Here is a 15570-nt window from a genome sequence, read left to right on the forward strand (position 1 = left end):
AGGGTGAGGGTCATAAAAAAACCCACAAGAGGATGTCCGATATGAGGGCGTATAAGAAAGAATGTCCGAGCGTCAAAAGACTGGGAGTTCTACCGTCCAACACATCCCCACGGTGATTTACCTGCCCGAAGGGATGGCTGAGCCTGTGGAAGGCAGCATCGTCCAAATTCACGGGTACGAGGGGAAGTACCAGACCGGCAAAACGTTCCTGGATGAGGACGGGGAACGCTGTACACGTGTCACGCTCATGGATTGACTTCACAGCAGCCCCTGACTGAGGCTCAGCACCACACGCAACTGTCCAGCAGCAGATTTGCAGCCTTTTCCTCCCGCCCGCTCCTCTACGCTGAAGCTGATGCAATCCCTTCGACAGCACTTTCAAACTCAGGTCAGACAGTGGTGGGCCACACCTGTGATCAATCAGTTCTTGATCCTGCTCGGCTACATCTTGGCGTTGCTGAGTTTGGTGCATGTGTTGATGCCTGGAGCTCCCCCAGGCCTGAATTGGGGGAGCCTCCTCATGCCCTTGTATCTGAGCTGCCTCACACTCAGCACAGCTTTGGAGACCGCCCAAACGCCAACCTCCGAGCGTCGGCGGTTCTTCACTTGGAGTACTTTCGTGTTCTCCTTGCTGTTCGTGGGCTGGACGCTGTTGATGATCCTGTCGCGTCCTTAAAGCCTGATTCTTCATCTCAGCTCCTCTCATACAGCACGTCTTCCAGCCCCAATTGCCGCAGATAGTGGGCCTCACCGTCCTTGGTCGGCAGCCAGCCCAGCCGCCTGCGCTTGTGGGCCGCCATGAACCGTGCCAACTCCACCGGGTCTTCTTGCTCCGCTGCTGCCGCCTGCACCCTCAGCAACGCTTTGGCAAGCCGCTTGCGGTCTCTGGGTTTCATGAATCGTCCCGTTTAACGCTGTCAGAGAGGTGTGAGGGCAGACTCTCCACAATAGATGGATGTACAGTCAATTGTTGATCTTGGATGCCATCCGAAAACTCCAAACGCGACGTCCCGACGCCTCGGTGCTGGTGGGCGATCTCCAAGAAGTCCTTTGTCAACGGGGTGTCACATGGCGTCGGGGCACGGTACAAACCTATTTGAAGCGACTGGCCGATCAACACGTCTTGGAACGACTGGATCGGAATGTGTACCGCCTGAGGCCTACGGACAGCGCCTGACCCTCTAGAGGTGGGCCTCACGGCTGCCCCTGACTGAGGCTCAGCACCACACGCAACTGTCCAGCAGCAGATTTGCAGCTTCTTCCTCCCGCTGACTCCTCTACGCTGACGCTGATGCAACCTCTTCGACAACACTTTCAAACTCAGGCGAGAGATTGGTGGGCCACACCTGTGGTCAATCAGTTCCTCACGCTGCTTGGGTTCATCTTGGTGGTGCTGTTCGGGGTGCGTGTGTTCTGGTCTGGGGGATCCCCAGGCCTGGATTGGGGGGAACTCCTCCTGCCCCTGTATCTGATCTGCAACTCGCTCAACATGATCTTGGAGGCCAACCGAATGCCGATGTCCGAGCGTCGAAGAGCCGGCATTTGGAGTGTTTTCGCGTTCAGTGTGCTGTTCCTGGGTTGGACACTGTTGAAGATCTTGTCGCGTCCCTAAAGCCTGATCAGTCATCTCAGTTCCCCCATGCAGCACGTCTTTCAGCCCCAATTGCTGCAGATAGTGAGCCTCGCCGTCTGTGATCGGCAGCCAGTCCAGCTGCCTGCGCTGATGGGCCGGCATGAACCGCGCTGGCTCCACCGGGTCAGACCGCTCTGCCGCCTGAAGCCTCGGGGGGGCTTTGGCAAACCGCCTGCGCTCTCTAGGCTTCATGAATAGTCGTGTTGGAGCCAGTCAGCGCCGTGTAAGCACGACCGTATCAAAGTGGAGTAATGCACACTCAACGGCTGATCTTGTACGCTATTCGAACGCTGCAGGCGCGGCGTCCTGACGCCTCGGTACTGGTCGGTGACATTGAAGACGTTATGCGTCAGCACGGCAGAAATTTTCAGCGGGCCACGGTACAACTTCATTTGAAACGACTGGTTGATCAACACATGCTGGAACGACTGGATCAGAATGTGTACCGCTTGACGCCCGCTCACCGCACCTGATCCCTTAGAGCTAGGCCTCACTCGGCGAGTCTCGGTGCCCTGGGGGCCTGAAATGAGGTGGAACATCTCAACACTGAGCGTCATCCACTTTGAGTCGTCTAAAGGCTTATGAACAGCAGAAATAAGAATTCTGCAACATCTTGTCCGCTTAACTAAGCCCAAAGTGAAGATGACCTTAAGTGTTGGAGGCTGGACATGATCAGTACCCCAAGTGAATGGACCACAATGGCGGCTTTGTCGGCCCTCACTTGGGGCGTCACCGCCTTGATATCGGTCTTCATCATCACGGTCTCGTGGCTGCGGCCCTCGTATCCCGGTTGGCGCGGTTGGGCGCTGGGACAGACCGCCCTGGTCTTGGGCCTGCTGATCGGCAGCCTGCGAACTCCAGAGACCCTGCTGGCCTCGGTGGTGATCGGCAACACCTTGGTCATGGCCGGATCGACCTTGTGCTTGGGAGCCTTTCAGCGCTTCAGCGGGCAGTTCGTCAGCCCCTGGATGAGCCGATTGGCTTGGGGAGGGTGCGCCGCCATCGTGATGGCGCTGGTCTTGCTGACCACGGTCTGGGACAACATTGCGCTGCGGTTTGTCCTGGTCGCGGGTTACAGCTCCATCCTGTTGCTGATGTTGGTCACCCTGATCGTGAAGCAAATGCAGCGGCACCCAGCGCTGCGCACCGCATATGGCCTGAACTTGGGCGTGTTGCTGGGCGGCACCCTGTTGAGCCTGCCTCGCTCGCAGATGATGATCAGCGCCAATGGACACTTGGGCTATCTCCTGAATAACCCGAATCTCTTGCTGCACGCCGGAGCATTGTTGTTGTCGGTAGGCGGCAGTTTTGCGTTCTGGTTGCTGCATGATGACCGGCGCCGCCAGGAGATGCAGCGTCTGCATCACGAGCTGCTCGTCCAAGCTACGTTGGATCCTTTGACGATCCTGCTTAACCGGCGGGGACTGACACAAGCGTATGACCTGTGGGGGAACCGGGCCAAGCCCGCCGAAGCGGTCTTGTTGCTGCTGGACATCAATGAGTTCAAGGGCATCAATGACCGGTATGGACACGCCGAAGGAGACCGCTGTTTGATGCAGTTGGCGGACACTCTGCGGACGATCGCAACTCCTAGGGATCTGATCAGCCGGGTGGGTGGGGATGAATTTGTGCTGCTGCTCACCGGGCAGCAAGAGCAAGTCCTGGAGCAACTCACAGCGCTGGAAGTGCACTTGGCGAAAGACAAGCAAGGTGTGTTGGGCTTCACAGTGAGTCTCGGCAGCACCCAAGTGACGGCGAGAGAAGACTTGACGAAGGCCATGAACCGCGCAGATCAAGGGATGTACAGGGACAAGGCACGTGGAATGCACGTCCAACAGCCGAGAAAGGCGAACGCCTAGGAAGAGGGGATTCATAACGCACTCGTAAACAGCGTCTCAGTTAACGGCGTGATCTGCACGACGACCCGCCCGCCTGGATGCACCGGAGCACGCCGCACAGTCAGCACATCGATCAGCGAGTCATCCGCCCAGACGCCCGCATGAGTCAGGGCATCTTCCAGGGCCTTAGGGATGTTGCTGAGGTCGCGTTTTCGCAGATCCGGCGGCGAGACGATCAGCAGGAGTTCAAGGCGTGCACCAGGCGAGGTTTTGGGCTGCCCATAGTTCTGCACGCACGAGATGACGGCCCTGCGGTAGGTGCGTCCCTCTTCGCTCAACAGGACTTTGACCCGGTACGGGATGGCCTTCGAGTTCTTCGGCGTGAAGCGCACGAGGATTGAGCGCCAGATGCTGTTCAGAGAGGGCGGGTAAGGCAGGGTAAAGGTCAGGGTTCCGGGTGGACTCGTTTTGGCTTCCAGCGGTTCAGTCGTCCACTCGGGTTGTTTTTCCTGCGCTGGGCGCGGCTGCACAAGTGGACTCGTTTCGGGCGCTGGCTGTGGCACTTCCACCAGGCCCAACTTCAGCCGGATATTGGCCCGCACATCCGGATCAGCAATGGTGCTCAGGTACCGCTCGACATGCGCGAGGCTCGGAAAGCGTGCCTGCCAGGCATGAGAGGATGCAGGGGAAGTCACTGGCCCAACTGCGTCAAGATACGTGCATGACCTGCCGCGATGAAATCCTGGTGACCGTCAACGAATTGGTAAAAGACCGGACGCCCAAAACGTTTCATCTCAGTGAATTGATGGATGCGATGCGCGCCAAGAACACGAGGTATCTGGATTCGACTATTCGGACACATGTGACTTCGCGGATGTGTCAGAACACTCCCAAAAATCACCAGACTACCTACGACGATTTTGAACGGGTGGGCGTTGGCGTGTACCGCCTGCTGTAGCTTCATCCCTCCTCCCTGTTCAAGCGAACCCACAGGCCCCGGCTCGGCTCTCAGGGGAAATGAGACAAGGGCGAGACCAGGCACGGTCATTTGAGGCAAAATGCAGACGTGACGTGCCGTGACGAAATTCTTGCCGTGGCTCGCAAGTTGAGCAAACAACAAGCAGATGGAACGTTTTCCGCTCAAGACGTGGTGGCCGCCATGCGCGCCAAGGGCACCCAACACCTCGACACCACCATTCGGCGTCATGTCGCCAGCGAGATGTGTCAGAACGCGGTGGGTCAGGGTGCGGGCAAATATCCAGACTTTGAACGGGTGGCGCGGGGCCGTTACCGCCTGCTCTAGCCTCACCCCTTGACCTCTTCGACCAGGTTCATCACGGCTTTCTTCAGGTAGGGGGCCGTGTCCCCGTAGGCCACCGTCGCGTGCGACTCCGAGTCGACGATTAACGCCTGCACCTGAGCATTCCCGCTGGTGTCCTTTTTGACCACAATCCGAAGCTCTTGGGTGTCCGTCAGTTGCTGCTGGGCATAGTTCAGGCACCAGTCCGCCCAGCCACCTTTGCCGGTGCTGTTGGTCTGCTGAATGCTGGTCTGGATGTGGTTCTCTTGCCGCTTCAGCCGTTCATACGTTCCAGTGGTGACATTCTCTGCGAGGGCAATCGCCCGCTGTTCCCCGGTCAAGGCATGAAACGGCACCTCTGTGCCGGTATCCGGATGCGCCACCGTCCCATGTGCATCGATGGCCGCTGCCACCTCTGCCGCTGCTTTCACTTGACTCGTACTGGGCCGCTCACTGCCGGTGGCCGTCTTCAGGTACGTGGCGACCGCGACCTGCATCTCTGGCTCAAGTGTTGCCACCACTTTCGCGGCCTCTTTGTACTCGCGGGCTTGCCGTTCGTTCTCGGGATGTAAACCAATGGTTGTCAACGTCTGGCTGGTTTCTGCCGCGTCCATCAGTTGCTGCGCCCGCTGGCGAGACCAGCCCCAGACCTGTTCACAGTAGTCACCGAAAGTCTTGTGGGCTTCGCGGTACAGGCGGCGGTCACGAATGCTCAGTAAGGCTTGGCCAACAGTCACGAAGCCTTGCCAGCCCTGACGAACCACGGTTTCCAGCTGGGCAAGGTCGGCACGTTCTTCCGGAGCCAAGACGGCAACGGGTTGTTCGAGGGTGGCCGTCATGTGCGCCGCCCGCCGTGCCGGTAGGCCCGCCGGCTGTTCACAAACAAGATGCTGTCAATGGTGTCAGCAGGATCTTCTTGGGATTCCAACACCATCAATTGCCACGCGTAGGACACCACCGCCATCAAGCCGCTCAAGACCGCCGCTTCCATGGCCTCCGGCTCTTTGACCTTGCGAAAAGACTCCAACACCTGAGAGGTCAAGGTGTGCAGTTCCATCAGCGAAATATTCCGGTGAGCACTGGGCGGGCTTACCAGCGCAAAACGCAACCGCTCTGGCTCAAGATCGACAAAGGAACCAGCCCGGATCAGCTCGCCCAGATCAAGCGCCCGAATCACCACGTCTCCCAACTCACGAGCGATCTTGTGGGGCACTCGCTCTTGCCACGCTTCCGTGATTTCGCTGTGAATGAGCGCGACATTCCTAGGCAGATCATCTATTTTCCAAGTCAGACCCCAGCCATTGGCGCCATTCACGCGACGGGTTTCGGTTGCAAGTTCTTGAAGTGTTTTCATCAGGATTCACCGTGTGGGCGGGCTTTGACACCCGCCCCCTTGTCTTTAGGCGCTGGGTTGTGTGCCGAAGCCGTCGCCGCCACCAGTCGGGAAGGGCATGTCTTCTTCTACATCCAGATCCGGGCCAAGCGGAATGTTAAGGGCGGGTGTCTCAGGCGTCTCGAACAGCGCCTTGGTGTCTTTCAGCAAGTCGTCAACATCCTCTTTGACCTGTTCTTCTGCCTTCAGCTCGCTCTGAATGCTCTCTTCCAGCGTGGGCTGATCGGACACCGTGCATTCCAAGCAGCAGCTGGCCATGAGCAGGGCATCCACCCCCAAGCCTGCGTTGTCCAATTCAGAGAACTGCACCCGCAAGTTGACCAGCACGTCTCCCGCCTCATCAATCGTGATGTTCCCGCGCAGAATCACCGGCACATCGACGGCGGGAAAGGCCTGGCCGTCCATCATGGGCGTAACTTCCAGGCGCAGCTTGCCGCCTTCCTGCGCCGCGCCTTTGAGGACAGGCACGTGCTCCAACATGAACCGGCGCTCAGCCTTTACTCCAGAGGAGAACTTATATTTGGCGTCCAGCACGCGCCCCGCGTCGTTATCGGTTTTGATGGTGGCGGTCTTGAAGGTCAGGCCGAAAATTCCGTAGGTTTGCATGATGGTTCCTCCTGGAAGGGTCAGAGCAGGGCGGGTTCAGCGAAGCGGGAAAGGTTGGCAAAGCGCACGAACTCGGAGTTGTAGGCCAGACGGCACGTGCCCACCGGGCCATTGCGTTGCTTGCCCACGATGATTTCGGCCACTCCCTGCTGATCGGTGTTCGGGTTGTAGTACTCGTCGCGGTAGATGAACATCACGGTGTCGGCGTCCTGTTCCACAGCTCCGGATTCGCGCAAATCGGACAGCACGGGCCGGTGGTTCGGGCGCAACTCCACCGCGCGGCTCAACTGGCTGAGCACCACCACGGGAATCGACAACTCCATCGCCAACTTCTTGAGCATTCGGCTGATGGCGCTCACTTCCTGCACGCGGTTCCCGGCATCCCCGGAACGCCCGGTCTCGATCAGTTGCAGGTAGTCCACCAGCAGCAGATCCAGCTTCCCGGCGGCGTGCAGCTTGCGGGCGTCCCGGGCGATGCTGGCGCCGGTCTGATCGCTGGCTTCCATGAACTCAATCGGAAGGCTGCGCAGGCGGGATCCATGCACGCGCAGCCGTTCACGCTCGGGGCCGCTGGTGGTGCGCTGGCGAATCTTGTTCAGATCCACGCTGGCGGCGCTCGCCATCGCCCGCAGTGCCAGCTGCTTAGCGGGCATCTCCAGGCTGGCGACAGCGGCGTGATAGCCCTTCTGAGCGGTGTTCAGCACGAAGCTGTAGCCCATCGCGGTTTTCCCCATCGCAGGGCGAGCAGCCAGCACGTACATCGCGCCGGGTTCGAAACCCAGAATCTGTTCGTCCAGATCCACAAATCCCGTGCTGATGGCATTCGGCGTGAGGCTCTCCACGTCCAAGAGCGCGGCGTCAATTGCCTGAGCGTGCGAGGTGAAGCCGTGCCGGGAACGGTTCTCCAGTGGGCCAGCCACCTGTGAAGCGAGGGCAGAGAGTTCTTCTGGAGTGAGGTCACCTTCGGTGGCGTGATGCACGACCTGGTGCGCCATGCGAATTGCTTCCCGGCGGCCATGCAGGGCGCGGAGTTCGCGGGCATAGTGCGGCGCGTAGTAGGCGCTGGGATCCAGCGTCATGACGCCCACGAGGTAATTCATCGTCACGAACGTGCTGCGCTTGGCTTCGGCCCGTTGCAGGATCAGCGCGTGATCGTCGATGGGCAAGCCCTGCGCGTACAGCTCACCCATCAGGCCGAACAGCTCCCGAGCAGCGGGATTGTGCCAGGCCTCGGCGGGCAAGTCGCCCAAGTGTTCCCAGGCGGAAGGATCGACCAGCAGGGCGGACAGGGCTTTTTGTTCCAACTCGTGATTCTGGGGAGCAGGCCGGGTCATGCCAGCACTTCCAGCGACTTGAGCATGCCCAGCGGCACGTCGGGCATGAACGGGTGATCGGTGGCGATACCCCGGCTCAGCACAGCCAGCACGATGGCTTCGGTACCGTCCGGGTAGCGCACGCGTTGACCAGCCGCAAACGAGAGGCGGGCCACCGGCAGCGGTTCGAGGGGTGCAGGGCCACTGGGCCGCGTCATGCGGGATTTCAGGGCGGGGTACGGCAGGTCGTAGGTTCCGGCCTCAATGATGGCTTGAGCGTGTTCGGAGAGGGCATCACGCTGGCCTGCAGTGATCCACTCGGCCCACAACAGAATCTGGATTTCTTGCGTGACCCGGGGCAGGCGGCACAGGCGCACCCAGTTTCTCCAGACGGGCAACAGGCCTGCGCCGGTCACCACATCCTGCGCGGCCCGGATCGGCGCGGCGGCGGGCGGAACCTGTTCATTCCCAGTCACGTCTTCGTCTCCTGTGGGCAGTTGCTCGGTTTTTTCATCTGTGAGTGAGTGAAGGTCGTTATGGGCCTCGCCAGAGGCCGTGCCGTCAGGCACCTCTGGGGTTGCTTCAAGCTCAGCCGTGTTCTGTGCTGTGCCGTCAACCTCAGCGCCCTTCTTAGGTGTAGGAACTACAGAACCTTTCCTTCTACTTCCTTCTACTTCCTTCAGGCGTCTTTTTTCGCCGTCTAGGACAATGTTTTTGCCCTGTTTTTCCGAACGTCCGTGCGAACGCTCGTGCGAACGGCTGTTCGCATTTCCGTTCGCATTTCCGTTCGCATCTTGGTTCGGATTGGTGTATTTCCAGAGCTTGCCCACCGACGCACAGAAGCCCTGAGCGGACAAGGTGACCAGGGCTTTTTCGATGGCCCGCTGACCCAGTTCGGTCTCGACCATCAGTTCCGCGATGCTCATCGGCGGCTTCTGGGTGAAGTTGGCGCGTTCCGCCAAGGCGGTCAGGGTGCGGGAGGGAGCGGAGCCGTGGCGCTTCTGGTAGGTCACCACGGCGCTGTCGGTCATGGTGAAGGTGCCTGCTTCCCGGCGTTTCGTGGGCGGTCTCTCGAGTGCGGGGAACTTGATCACAGCGGCGCTCACAGGAAGTCACCGCCGAGGCTGACCATGAAGCCGAGGTTACACACGATCTGCCAGATCTTGCCGATCTGTTCAGGGTCTTCAATCACAGCGGTTCTCAGGGCGTAGGAAAATTTGCCGATCTCTTCATCGGTCATGGCCTTCAAGCCCTCGAAGCGGAATTCAGGAGCGCGGGGGTTGTCCCACTGAAACTCGGCGCGGAACTCGGTCGAGTCAGCGGGATACAACTGCGCCGTTACGTCTCCAAGGTAGCTGTACTCGACTGAGTTGAGGCGGGGCAGTTCGGCAGTCATGCTTTCACCGGCAACCATTTGTCTGGCGAGCAGCCACAGCGGCAAGTGGGGGTAGCTTCCGGCTTCTCCAGTTCGCCGTGCGCCATGTGGACGGGGATAACAACGCGACTCTTACCCTTGCCGCGAACATTAGGCAAAAGGCCGTCATGGGCTTCCCAACCGAGTTGGCACTGAATCATGCCGTGCTCGATGGGCGTGCCGTGACGGCAGTTGCCGCAGATCTGAGTGGTCATGCCATCCCCGCGAACAGAACGGAGAAGCGTTCATTTCGATCAAGGGCGAACGCGCTAGCGTGGCTCATATGCTCTCCACCCACCGCAAGATGTTTCCCAAAGGGCAGACCATCCCGGTGCCCCACTACCGCATCGACGGCTTCGATGGCAAACGGCTCACCTTGCTTCAGACTCCCCACCGGGTTGAGGTCGATTTCAGCAGGTTCGATGCGCGCTCCATTGCTCATGCCACGGCGGTGCAGCCCGAAGGTTGGGAGATTCATGGGTTGATCGCGCTGGACGCTGAGCCGCTGGCAACGGCGTTGGATCAAGCGCTCGCCGAGGGAAGGGTTCGACAGTTCGGCACCGTTTTGAGGGACGCTTGGTATTTCGTCCAGCCGATTGATCTGCACTTCACGCCCCAGGCTGGGCAGCAGGCGGTCGTGGGTCTGTACCGCTAGACCCCGTACCCCTGACCAAAGCGGGAGAGGGCTCACGACACGGCCACCTTGAATTTGGCGCGGGCTTCGGTGAGGCACTGGGCACGCTCATCCGGATTCATGGCGCTGAAGGTGTCCAACAGGTAGGCGGCTTGCTCAGCCGTCAGATTGTTGGTGGCAACCGGCGTAGGGCTGTTGACCATGTAAGCCCACAGCGCGTACCGGTCTTGACTGCTGAGGGCTCCAGTGGCCTTAGCAACAGCTTGCAGCTGGCCCCGCTGCTCTGCGGTCAGCATCGTCTCAGCGGGCATGGGGGCAGCTGCATCGCCGTACCAGACGGCATCCAATTCGCCGCCTTCACTCAGATGAATCAGGTCGAAGCGCAGGCTGTCGGCCTGGTCGTCATCGGTGCGCCAGTTCGGATAGCGCAGACCCAAGGGGGCAAGGGAATCTTCCAGACCCTTGGTCTTGCACTCTTTCCACATCTGGCGAATCTGGCTGCGCTTCCTTTCCCACTCGGCGGCGACTGGATCCGGCGCGGAATGGGCTTCCTGGACGGGTGTCTTGGGTTCAACGCCTGCGCTCTGGGCCACTTCGCGGGTCATGTCGGCGGTGCGGGTGGGCTGAGGGGCGGGAGCTGGCACAGCGTTGTCGGCCTGCGCCATCTCATCGCTCGTGTACAGCCCTGAGAGGTCATTGGGGAACGCGCTCCGGAGGGCCTGTGCTTCAGCGCACTTGGCGATCATCACGTCCGGCATCTTCAGCCACAGTCCCATCAGCACCCCTTCCCGGTTGCGGCTGGCATACGCTTCAAACCGCGCCACCGCCCACAGCGGCTCCGCAAAGCCCCGGCGCAACACGCCCACCTTGGCTGCAGCGGGCGGCTCTTTGTCCAGCCACACATCCACCCACTTCCCGTCCGGGCCACACCAGAACGGCCCCACCCGGCCCGCGTACTGCCCGTGCCGCTCAGCGATGACCCGGAAGCCGTCAATCGCGACTTGGATGGTCATTTTCGTGACCTTCGACCACTGATTGCCGGTCTTCACGTTCGATTCCCGCATGACGGCGTAGATCTGACGGCTGAAGGGATCGAGGCCGGTGCGCTTGCATTGCTCGACGAACAGGGCCAGCTCACCATCACTGGCACCGGGCGCAATTTGCGTTTTGATCAAGTCCAACTGATCCCGGTCAAAGTCGACGGTGGCGAGGGGCAGATGTTGGGTGGGTTGAATCTGTGATGCTGTCATTGGCGTTCCCCTTTTTCAATCAACCGGACGCCGTGCCGCATCACGATCAGCAGCACCAGCACCAGCCCGAATTGCGCCGTCGTGAGGGGCGTCCGATCCATCCAGCCCGCCGTCATCAGCAGTACCAGCACTGAGGCCAAAATCAGGGCCGTGCCGTTGCGGACGCGGTTCATGCCTCACCCTTCAAGGCCCATCGTCCAGCGCGCACAGTGACGCGTCCCACGTCATCCAACGCCGCGAGAATGCTCAGGGCAGTTGTCGGTTTGATGTCGAGTGCAACGGCGACATGACGAGTTCGCAGGCTTTTGAACGTGGACAACATCAGCACCACGCGGGCATCCAGCGTCATGCGCGGGCCTCTTCTTGCCGGCTGATCCGGCTGGACAGGGCACAGCAGGCCCAGAACACGGTGAACACGGGGGCAGCGATCACAACGTAGATCAAGAGGTAGTTCATCGGTGGGCCTTCTTGCACGCGCACGCCACAAAATTTCCGCAGTCGATGCACACGGGGCCGTAACCCGGTTGAACGGGGCGCTCCATGCACTCATCGCAGTACAGGTGGTCTGGGCTGATCGGCAATTTGCAGGCGCGGCATGCACTCACGGGCGCGGTCTGGCGGCGCAGCACAGGCAGGCGCAGGTCACGCAGGGCCATCATCCGAACACCGCCAGAGCTGAGCTGACCACAGTCACGAGGACCAGCACCCAGCCCACCACGGGCTGAGTCAGGGCCACGGTGTAGGCCATCTGGAAGACGTGGCGGTTCACGCTGCTACCTCTTGTCCTTGCGTCCGCTGAGCCGTCAGTGCCACCAGTGCGGCCTGCACCTCATCCTCAGTGCTGTAGTTGCCAGCGGGCGAGTTGTACCGCACGGTGGCGAGGCCCGTCTTCTTGCTCCGGCGTTGCTTGCGAATGACCTGGCCGTAGCCGTAAGCCACACCCGTGCTGCGGGGGCGGATCGTCACGGCCCAGACCTGCGTGGGGCTCATCAGGTCAAAGCGCACCAGCTTCCACTCCACGCTATAGGTGTTGCCCTGCAGTTCCACCAGCGCGTTGGGCTTGATGGGGTTGAAGGGCACGCTGTGATCGCGGGCGTAGGTGTGCGCCTGGGCCAGCCGCACGTTGAACAGTTCGCGCTGGCGGCTCTGGTCTGGGATGGAAGTGGGGTGTACACTCATAGAGACCTCAAAGGATGTTCAAGGTGGCCGCGTGAATCAGACGCGGCCATGCTTTTGTTTCAGCCCTTCTTCTGAACGGACTGCTCGTGACGTGCCTCGGTGGGCACGGTGGGAGTGGGGCTAGCGGACAGGGGGTAGGGGAGAGCACCAGCGAGCAAGCGGCGCACCAGGGCATTGCGGACGGGATCGTGCGTGATGGTGATGGTGCGGACGGGAGGGGGGGTCATGCGCTGGCCTCAAAAGCAAATTCAATGATCGTCATTCGCTTACCCACAGCCACTAACAATTTGTTGGTAGAGGCCAGCGAAATAGAACCGATAGATTGGGTAGCGCGCCGTGCAGTTTCGTAGGCAACGCCTGCCCGCTCGGCAAGGTCATCTACTGACCAGTTGCGGCTTTTTAGTTCCGACTGGAGCAGCACAGATAGCTCTTCTGAAGTCATACCAACATATTAGTACGTCTGAAGCCAAACGTCAATACTAATAGATTGGTATTTTTGAGCCCGCAACCAATCTATTAGTACCATCGTATTAGTGTCTCAGAATGACTGCCTCTGTTCTTGTCCGCGTCGAACCGCACTGGAGGGTAATTGTGTCCAGATACGGTGATGCTTTAATCGAGCGCCGTGAGTTGCGCGGCTTCGATAGTGCTAGTGATCTGGCCAAAAAATCGAAAGAGGTCGCTGAGCAACTTAACGATCCCCAACTTTCAGCCTTTAGCCAGCAGACTCTAAGCAGACTGGAAAGCGATAAAACCGGCGAATACATTGCCAACGCCCGCCCACGTATTCAACGAATGCTTAGCTATCTGTTGGGTTGGAGCGCTGAGGAATTTGAGGCAGCGGTCGGTATCAGTATTCCAGCAGTCTCGTATTTGGGTTCGGTCCCTACAGAATCCACCTTAGAGACATACACTCCCCGGCGCGGGGGCCCACCCATCCCGCCTGTCGTGTCCTTTCGGGAAACGCCGATCAGCATTCCCAATGAGTTATTGGAAATGGTGGAAAAGTATGGGGATACCTACCCCATTCTCAAGACTGAGCGCATGCAGCGCATGCTGGCGGCCCCCCGCGCACACGGCGGCCTGGAAGTGGGCCCACAAACAGCAGACGACTGGTTTGAATACTGGATCGCTAACAAGCGGTTCCTGACGTGACGTATGACAACACCCATCTGGTCAGCGATTACATCCGTTACGTCAAGGCCGTGCAGCGTCACTTGCGATATGAGGCCCACGCATTACGGTTTGCGCAAGCATTAGAAATTCGGGTCAAGATTGGGCTGAGCAACCGCTGTCACACCGAGCATCCGGATGGGCCGGTCATGACAGTTCAGCCGTGGCACTGGGGCAACAGCGACATTGTGCGGCACGAGACTGCACACGTCCTGCTGTGGTGGAGTGGGCTAGAAGCGGAGATTATTGAAGAGTACGGCGAAGAATTGGGATGGAAAGTTGTCGAGAACCTCTGCAACTTCACCATCTCTTTTTTGAAAATCACGCAACCCATGCTGGACTCTGCTGTGCTGCGGTATGGGCAGGACGCCAAGGTAGTGCGCCACTTGCAGAAGATCGCCCGTGCGACGCCACAGCAGGCACTGTTGAGAACGGTGTATGACGATCCCAATGGCCTGTGTGCGGGGTTCATGACCAGTGGCAAGTACATCCAGGAGGTTGCACAGTGCAATTGGAGTCTGCCGTTTGGGTGGCTGGATCGGGTGCCAGAGCCTGCCCTTTGGTTTCCGGACGAGGCCAAGGTGTCTTTTGCGCGGATCAATTCCAACGCAACACTGGGCATGTGCTGGGGGTAGAGGTAGTCAAAGTTGCGTATGCATAAGCATCAGACGTGATAGGCCAAGAGGATCACCCCAAGGAGATGTCATGAAGAAGCTGTCTACTCTGATGCTACTGACCACCTTCGCAGGCGCAGAGGCCGCTCCCATCTCAATCCGCAGCCTCATCACAGGCAGCGGCGGCCAAATGACGATTAGCCAAGGCTTTTTTCTAGTAAGCAAACGAACCAGTGATTTGACGTATTTGACCCTTGGGGTGGGTGCTTTCGACCTCACCAACGCAGGCAGATTGAATGGGGTAGCCGTTATCGCTGTTAAGGAATACCTGAAACCCAGCGAGCGCGCGTTGTTCAACCGGGCCGTGGGACAGGTAGCAACACGCTGTTTCAACCTTCGCCCTGAACGCTTGACAGCCATTTCAGTCTGGCTGGATCGTCAGAACTCTTCCGCCATCAGAGATGTCGCCACAGACTTCGGCCCGATGAGACTGCGATTCCTGCGTGACATCAATGAGGACGGCAACTTCTACACTTCGGTGTATCTCAACCGCACGGGCACACCCGGCGTGTTGCCCTGGAAGAGTTACTGCACACCATGAGAATGCTACTGACCCTTATGGCCGTCCTACTGCTCGCCCCTGTTGCCGAGGCCGCTCGTGGCCCTATTCCCAGTGGTGGGTTGTGGAAATTGAGTAGAGCGGTGTTGGGCGTGTGTTGGGGCTGAAGGTGAGGTCTGTACAACGTTCAGTGGGTGGGATAAGGAGAACTATGAAAAAGCTACTGATTTTGCCTTTGCTAGCCCTTGCCAGCTGCGCTCCCACTGTGACGGGCACGCCTACGTATGTCGATCTGCAGGGCTACCTGGCGACTTGTGCCGCCGCTTTGGATGAAGTGGCGCGGATCGCTCCCACATTGCGACCTGCCTCATTAGGCGGGGCAACGATCTGGCCTCCCTACATGGTTGCCAATCGCACGGCCACAAACTTGACCGTGACCAGCACCACCACCGCTTACTCAGGGGTGTTCGGGGGTCTCACGCCGGTTGTGAATAGCACCAGCAGTCTTTGGACTTGTACTGAAGTACCTGGCTTAGCCACTTTGAGCGTGAGTAGTACCGGGCAGCGTGAAGAGTTTGCGCGAGCATCCCACGCCGCTTTCTTCGGGGCTATCAACCTGCCCAAATGATCAAGACCCCTGCAAATGTGGAGGGGTGCTTTAGGT

29 protein-coding genes are annotated in these 15570 nt (G+C 59.4%); 13 read left to right on the top strand and 16 right to left on the bottom strand.

The genetic code is table 11. The annotated features are described in order from the left end of the window. Positions 1 to 61 precede the first annotated feature (61 nt). Together M1R55_RS11415 and M1R55_RS11420 are read left to right on the top strand one after the other, a co-directional pair. A complete protein-coding gene (locus M1R55_RS11415) occupies positions 62 to 256 on the top strand; it encodes a hypothetical protein (protein ID WP_249391887.1) in 195 nt (64 codons plus the stop codon). Positions 257 to 355: 99 nt separating this feature from the next. Beyond that, positions 356 to 676: a hypothetical protein gene (locus M1R55_RS11420; protein ID WP_249391888.1), complete on the top strand. Its 321-nt coding sequence runs from the start codon at positions 356 to 358 to the stop codon at positions 674 to 676. Between the two features lie 16 nt (positions 677 to 692). On the opposite strand, the gene M1R55_RS11425 is transcribed toward M1R55_RS11420, so the two are convergent. After that, positions 693 to 896 carry a hypothetical protein gene (locus tag M1R55_RS11425; protein ID WP_249391889.1) on the bottom strand — a complete coding sequence of 68 codons (204 nt, stop codon included), beginning with the start codon at positions 894 to 896 and terminating at the stop codon, positions 693 to 695. A 59-nt stretch (positions 897 to 955) separates the two neighbouring features. Here M1R55_RS11425 and M1R55_RS11430 point away from each other — a divergent pair, with 59 nt between their 5' ends. From M1R55_RS11430 to M1R55_RS11445, 4 genes are all read left to right on the top strand, one after another. Beyond that, on the top strand, positions 956 to 1177 hold the full coding sequence (locus M1R55_RS11430; protein WP_249391890.1) for a hypothetical protein: 222 nt from the start codon (positions 956 to 958) through the stop codon (positions 1175 to 1177). 114 nt (positions 1178 to 1291) lie between these two features. After that, positions 1292 to 1612, top strand: coding sequence for a hypothetical protein (locus M1R55_RS11435; RefSeq protein ID WP_249391891.1), 321 nt, complete (start codon positions 1292 to 1294; stop codon positions 1610 to 1612). 272 nt (positions 1613 to 1884) lie between these two features. Next, positions 1885 to 2106, top strand: a complete 222-nt coding sequence (locus M1R55_RS11440; RefSeq protein ID WP_249391892.1) for a hypothetical protein — start codon at positions 1885 to 1887, stop codon at positions 2104 to 2106. A gap of 195 nt (positions 2107 to 2301) precedes the next feature. Then, entirely contained in the window at positions 2302 to 3492 is a 1191-nt protein-coding gene (locus M1R55_RS11445; RefSeq protein ID WP_249391893.1) for a GGDEF domain-containing protein, read from the top strand. Between the two features lie 11 nt (positions 3493 to 3503). Here the strand turns inward: M1R55_RS11445 and M1R55_RS11450 are convergent, their stop codons facing one another. Further along, positions 3504 to 4166, bottom strand: a complete 663-nt coding sequence (locus M1R55_RS11450) for a RusA family crossover junction endodeoxyribonuclease (RefSeq protein ID WP_249391894.1) — start codon at positions 4164 to 4166, stop codon at positions 3504 to 3506. A 26-nt stretch (positions 4167 to 4192) separates the two neighbouring features. Here M1R55_RS11450 and M1R55_RS11455 point away from each other — a divergent pair, with 26 nt between their 5' ends. Further along, positions 4193 to 4429: a hypothetical protein gene (locus M1R55_RS11455; RefSeq protein WP_249391895.1), complete on the top strand. Its 237-nt coding sequence runs from the start codon at positions 4193 to 4195 to the stop codon at positions 4427 to 4429. 108 nt (positions 4430 to 4537) lie between these two features. Continuing rightward, positions 4538 to 4774 (top strand): hypothetical protein, encoded by a 237-nt coding sequence (locus M1R55_RS11460; protein WP_249391896.1) that lies wholly within the window; start codon positions 4538 to 4540, stop codon positions 4772 to 4774. A gap of 2 nt (positions 4775 to 4776) precedes the next feature. Here the strand turns inward: M1R55_RS11460 and M1R55_RS11465 are convergent, their stop codons facing one another. The 7 genes from M1R55_RS11465 to M1R55_RS11495 are packed head-to-tail and all read right to left on the bottom strand — an operon-like array spanning position 4777 to position 9712. Next, entirely contained in the window at positions 4777 to 5610 is an 834-nt protein-coding gene (locus M1R55_RS11465) for a hypothetical protein (protein WP_249391897.1), read from the bottom strand. After that, a complete protein-coding gene (locus M1R55_RS11470; protein ID WP_249391898.1) occupies positions 5607 to 6125 on the bottom strand; it encodes a hypothetical protein in 519 nt (172 codons plus the stop codon). The genes M1R55_RS11465 and M1R55_RS11470 overlap by 4 nt, the downstream gene beginning before the upstream one ends. 45 nt (positions 6126 to 6170) lie before the next feature. Further along, positions 6171 to 6770 carry a hypothetical protein gene (locus M1R55_RS11475; RefSeq protein ID WP_249391899.1) on the bottom strand — a complete coding sequence of 200 codons (600 nt, stop codon included), beginning with the start codon at positions 6768 to 6770 and terminating at the stop codon, positions 6171 to 6173. A gap of 20 nt (positions 6771 to 6790) precedes the next feature. Next, on the bottom strand, positions 6791 to 8104 hold the full coding sequence (locus M1R55_RS11480) for a replicative DNA helicase (protein WP_249391900.1): 1314 nt from the start codon (positions 8102 to 8104) through the stop codon (positions 6791 to 6793). Next, positions 8101 to 9189, bottom strand: coding sequence for a hypothetical protein (locus tag M1R55_RS11485; protein WP_249391901.1), 1089 nt, complete (start codon positions 9187 to 9189; stop codon positions 8101 to 8103). Before M1R55_RS11485 ends, M1R55_RS11480 begins: the two co-directional genes overlap by 4 nt. Beyond that, positions 9186 to 9479, bottom strand: coding sequence for a hypothetical protein (locus M1R55_RS11490; RefSeq protein ID WP_249391902.1), 294 nt, complete (start codon positions 9477 to 9479; stop codon positions 9186 to 9188). The genes M1R55_RS11485 and M1R55_RS11490 overlap by 4 nt, the downstream gene beginning before the upstream one ends. Then, positions 9476 to 9712, bottom strand: a complete 237-nt coding sequence (locus M1R55_RS11495) for a hypothetical protein (protein ID WP_249391903.1) — start codon at positions 9710 to 9712, stop codon at positions 9476 to 9478. Before M1R55_RS11495 ends, M1R55_RS11490 begins: the two co-directional genes overlap by 4 nt. 68 nt (positions 9713 to 9780) lie before the next feature. On the opposite strand from M1R55_RS11495, the gene M1R55_RS11500 reads away from it, so the two are divergent. Beyond that, complete coding sequence (locus M1R55_RS11500; protein ID WP_249391904.1) at positions 9781 to 10152, top strand: hypothetical protein; 372 nt, start codon at positions 9781 to 9783, stop codon at positions 10150 to 10152. Positions 10153 to 10184: 32 nt separating this feature from the next. On the opposite strand, the gene bet is transcribed toward M1R55_RS11500, so the two are convergent. The 7 genes from bet to M1R55_RS11535 form a co-directional block, all read right to left on the bottom strand. Next, positions 10185 to 11381: a phage recombination protein Bet gene (gene bet / locus M1R55_RS11505; protein WP_249391905.1), complete on the bottom strand. Its 1197-nt coding sequence runs from the start codon at positions 11379 to 11381 to the stop codon at positions 10185 to 10187. Then, entirely contained in the window at positions 11378 to 11554 is a 177-nt protein-coding gene (locus M1R55_RS11510) for a hypothetical protein (protein WP_249391906.1), read from the bottom strand. The genes bet and M1R55_RS11510 overlap by 4 nt, the downstream gene beginning before the upstream one ends. Beyond that, entirely contained in the window at positions 11551 to 11730 is a 180-nt protein-coding gene (locus M1R55_RS11515; RefSeq protein ID WP_249391907.1) for a hypothetical protein, read from the bottom strand. Before M1R55_RS11515 ends, M1R55_RS11510 begins: the two co-directional genes overlap by 4 nt. A gap of 103 nt (positions 11731 to 11833) precedes the next feature. Then, positions 11834 to 12040 (bottom strand): hypothetical protein, encoded by a 207-nt coding sequence (locus M1R55_RS11520; protein ID WP_249391908.1) that lies wholly within the window; start codon positions 12038 to 12040, stop codon positions 11834 to 11836. Between the two features lie 106 nt (positions 12041 to 12146). Beyond that, positions 12147 to 12560: a hypothetical protein gene (locus M1R55_RS11525; protein WP_249391909.1), complete on the bottom strand. Its 414-nt coding sequence runs from the start codon at positions 12558 to 12560 to the stop codon at positions 12147 to 12149. A gap of 59 nt (positions 12561 to 12619) precedes the next feature. Beyond that, positions 12620 to 12787 carry a hypothetical protein gene (locus M1R55_RS11530; RefSeq protein ID WP_249391910.1) on the bottom strand — a complete coding sequence of 56 codons (168 nt, stop codon included), beginning with the start codon at positions 12785 to 12787 and terminating at the stop codon, positions 12620 to 12622. Then, positions 12784 to 13002, bottom strand: coding sequence for a hypothetical protein (locus tag M1R55_RS11535; RefSeq protein ID WP_249391911.1), 219 nt, complete (start codon positions 13000 to 13002; stop codon positions 12784 to 12786). Before M1R55_RS11535 ends, M1R55_RS11530 begins: the two co-directional genes overlap by 4 nt. A gap of 101 nt (positions 13003 to 13103) precedes the next feature. Between M1R55_RS11535 and M1R55_RS11540 the strand changes: the two genes are divergently transcribed. The 4 genes from M1R55_RS11540 (at position 13104) to M1R55_RS11555 (ending at position 15534) form a co-directional block, all read left to right on the top strand. After that, a complete protein-coding gene (locus M1R55_RS11540) occupies positions 13104 to 13715 on the top strand; it encodes a hypothetical protein (protein ID WP_249391912.1) in 612 nt (203 codons plus the stop codon). Then, positions 13712 to 14368, top strand: a complete 657-nt coding sequence (locus M1R55_RS11545; protein ID WP_249391913.1) for a hypothetical protein — start codon at positions 13712 to 13714, stop codon at positions 14366 to 14368. Before M1R55_RS11540 ends, M1R55_RS11545 begins: the two co-directional genes overlap by 4 nt. Positions 14369 to 14438: 70 nt before the next feature. Next, a complete protein-coding gene (locus tag M1R55_RS11550) occupies positions 14439 to 14948 on the top strand; it encodes a hypothetical protein (RefSeq protein ID WP_249391914.1) in 510 nt (169 codons plus the stop codon). A 169-nt stretch (positions 14949 to 15117) separates the two neighbouring features. After that, entirely contained in the window at positions 15118 to 15534 is a 417-nt protein-coding gene (locus M1R55_RS11555; protein ID WP_249391915.1) for a hypothetical protein, read from the top strand. The last annotated feature ends 36 nt before the right edge of the window (positions 15535 to 15570 follow it).

It is taken from the genome of Deinococcus sp. QL22, from assembly GCF_023370075.1.
GTDB lineage: Bacteria > Deinococcota > Deinococci > Deinococcales > Deinococcaceae > Deinococcus.

Excerpts from the sequence above, each read along its gene's own strand:
- M1R55_RS11415 (WP_249391887.1), top strand. The coding sequence starts at position 62 with ATGTCCGAGCGTCAAAAGACTGGGAGTTCTACCGTCCAACACATCCCC.
- M1R55_RS11420 (WP_249391888.1), top strand. The coding sequence starts at position 356 with ATGCAATCCCTTCGACAGCACTTTCAAACTCAGGTCAGACAGTGGTGG.
- M1R55_RS11425 (WP_249391889.1), bottom strand. The coding sequence starts at position 896 with ATGAAACCCAGAGACCGCAAGCGGCTTGCCAAAGCGTTGCTGAGGGTG.
- M1R55_RS11430 (WP_249391890.1), top strand. The coding sequence starts at position 956 with ATGTACAGTCAATTGTTGATCTTGGATGCCATCCGAAAACTCCAAACG.
- M1R55_RS11435 (WP_249391891.1), top strand. The coding sequence starts at position 1,292 with ATGCAACCTCTTCGACAACACTTTCAAACTCAGGCGAGAGATTGGTGG.
- M1R55_RS11440 (WP_249391892.1), top strand. The coding sequence starts at position 1,885 with ATGCACACTCAACGGCTGATCTTGTACGCTATTCGAACGCTGCAGGCG.
- M1R55_RS11445 (WP_249391893.1), top strand. The coding sequence starts at position 2,302 with ATGATCAGTACCCCAAGTGAATGGACCACAATGGCGGCTTTGTCGGCC.
- M1R55_RS11455 (WP_249391895.1), top strand. The coding sequence starts at position 4,193 with ATGACCTGCCGCGATGAAATCCTGGTGACCGTCAACGAATTGGTAAAA.
- M1R55_RS11465 (WP_249391897.1), bottom strand. The coding sequence starts at position 5,610 with ATGACGGCCACCCTCGAACAACCCGTTGCCGTCTTGGCTCCGGAAGAA.
- M1R55_RS11470 (WP_249391898.1), bottom strand. The coding sequence starts at position 6,125 with ATGAAAACACTTCAAGAACTTGCAACCGAAACCCGTCGCGTGAATGGC.
- M1R55_RS11475 (WP_249391899.1), bottom strand. The coding sequence starts at position 6,770 with ATGCAAACCTACGGAATTTTCGGCCTGACCTTCAAGACCGCCACCATC.
- M1R55_RS11480 (WP_249391900.1), bottom strand. The coding sequence starts at position 8,104 with ATGACCCGGCCTGCTCCCCAGAATCACGAGTTGGAACAAAAAGCCCTG.
- M1R55_RS11490 (WP_249391902.1), bottom strand. The coding sequence starts at position 9,479 with ATGACTGCCGAACTGCCCCGCCTCAACTCAGTCGAGTACAGCTACCTT.
- M1R55_RS11495 (WP_249391903.1), bottom strand. The coding sequence starts at position 9,712 with ATGACCACTCAGATCTGCGGCAACTGCCGTCACGGCACGCCCATCGAG.
- M1R55_RS11500 (WP_249391904.1), top strand. The coding sequence starts at position 9,781 with ATGCTCTCCACCCACCGCAAGATGTTTCCCAAAGGGCAGACCATCCCG.
- bet (WP_249391905.1), bottom strand. The coding sequence starts at position 11,381 with ATGACAGCATCACAGATTCAACCCACCCAACATCTGCCCCTCGCCACC.
- M1R55_RS11510 (WP_249391906.1), bottom strand. The coding sequence starts at position 11,554 with ATGAACCGCGTCCGCAACGGCACGGCCCTGATTTTGGCCTCAGTGCTG.
- M1R55_RS11515 (WP_249391907.1), bottom strand. The coding sequence starts at position 11,730 with ATGACGCTGGATGCCCGCGTGGTGCTGATGTTGTCCACGTTCAAAAGC.
- M1R55_RS11520 (WP_249391908.1), bottom strand. The coding sequence starts at position 12,040 with ATGATGGCCCTGCGTGACCTGCGCCTGCCTGTGCTGCGCCGCCAGACC.
- M1R55_RS11525 (WP_249391909.1), bottom strand. The coding sequence starts at position 12,560 with ATGAGTGTACACCCCACTTCCATCCCAGACCAGAGCCGCCAGCGCGAA.
- M1R55_RS11530 (WP_249391910.1), bottom strand. The coding sequence starts at position 12,787 with ATGACCCCCCCTCCCGTCCGCACCATCACCATCACGCACGATCCCGTC.
- M1R55_RS11535 (WP_249391911.1), bottom strand. The coding sequence starts at position 13,002 with ATGACTTCAGAAGAGCTATCTGTGCTGCTCCAGTCGGAACTAAAAAGC.
- M1R55_RS11540 (WP_249391912.1), top strand. The coding sequence starts at position 13,104 with ATGACTGCCTCTGTTCTTGTCCGCGTCGAACCGCACTGGAGGGTAATT.
- M1R55_RS11550 (WP_249391914.1), top strand. The coding sequence starts at position 14,439 with ATGAAGAAGCTGTCTACTCTGATGCTACTGACCACCTTCGCAGGCGCA.
- M1R55_RS11555 (WP_249391915.1), top strand. The coding sequence starts at position 15,118 with ATGAAAAAGCTACTGATTTTGCCTTTGCTAGCCCTTGCCAGCTGCGCT.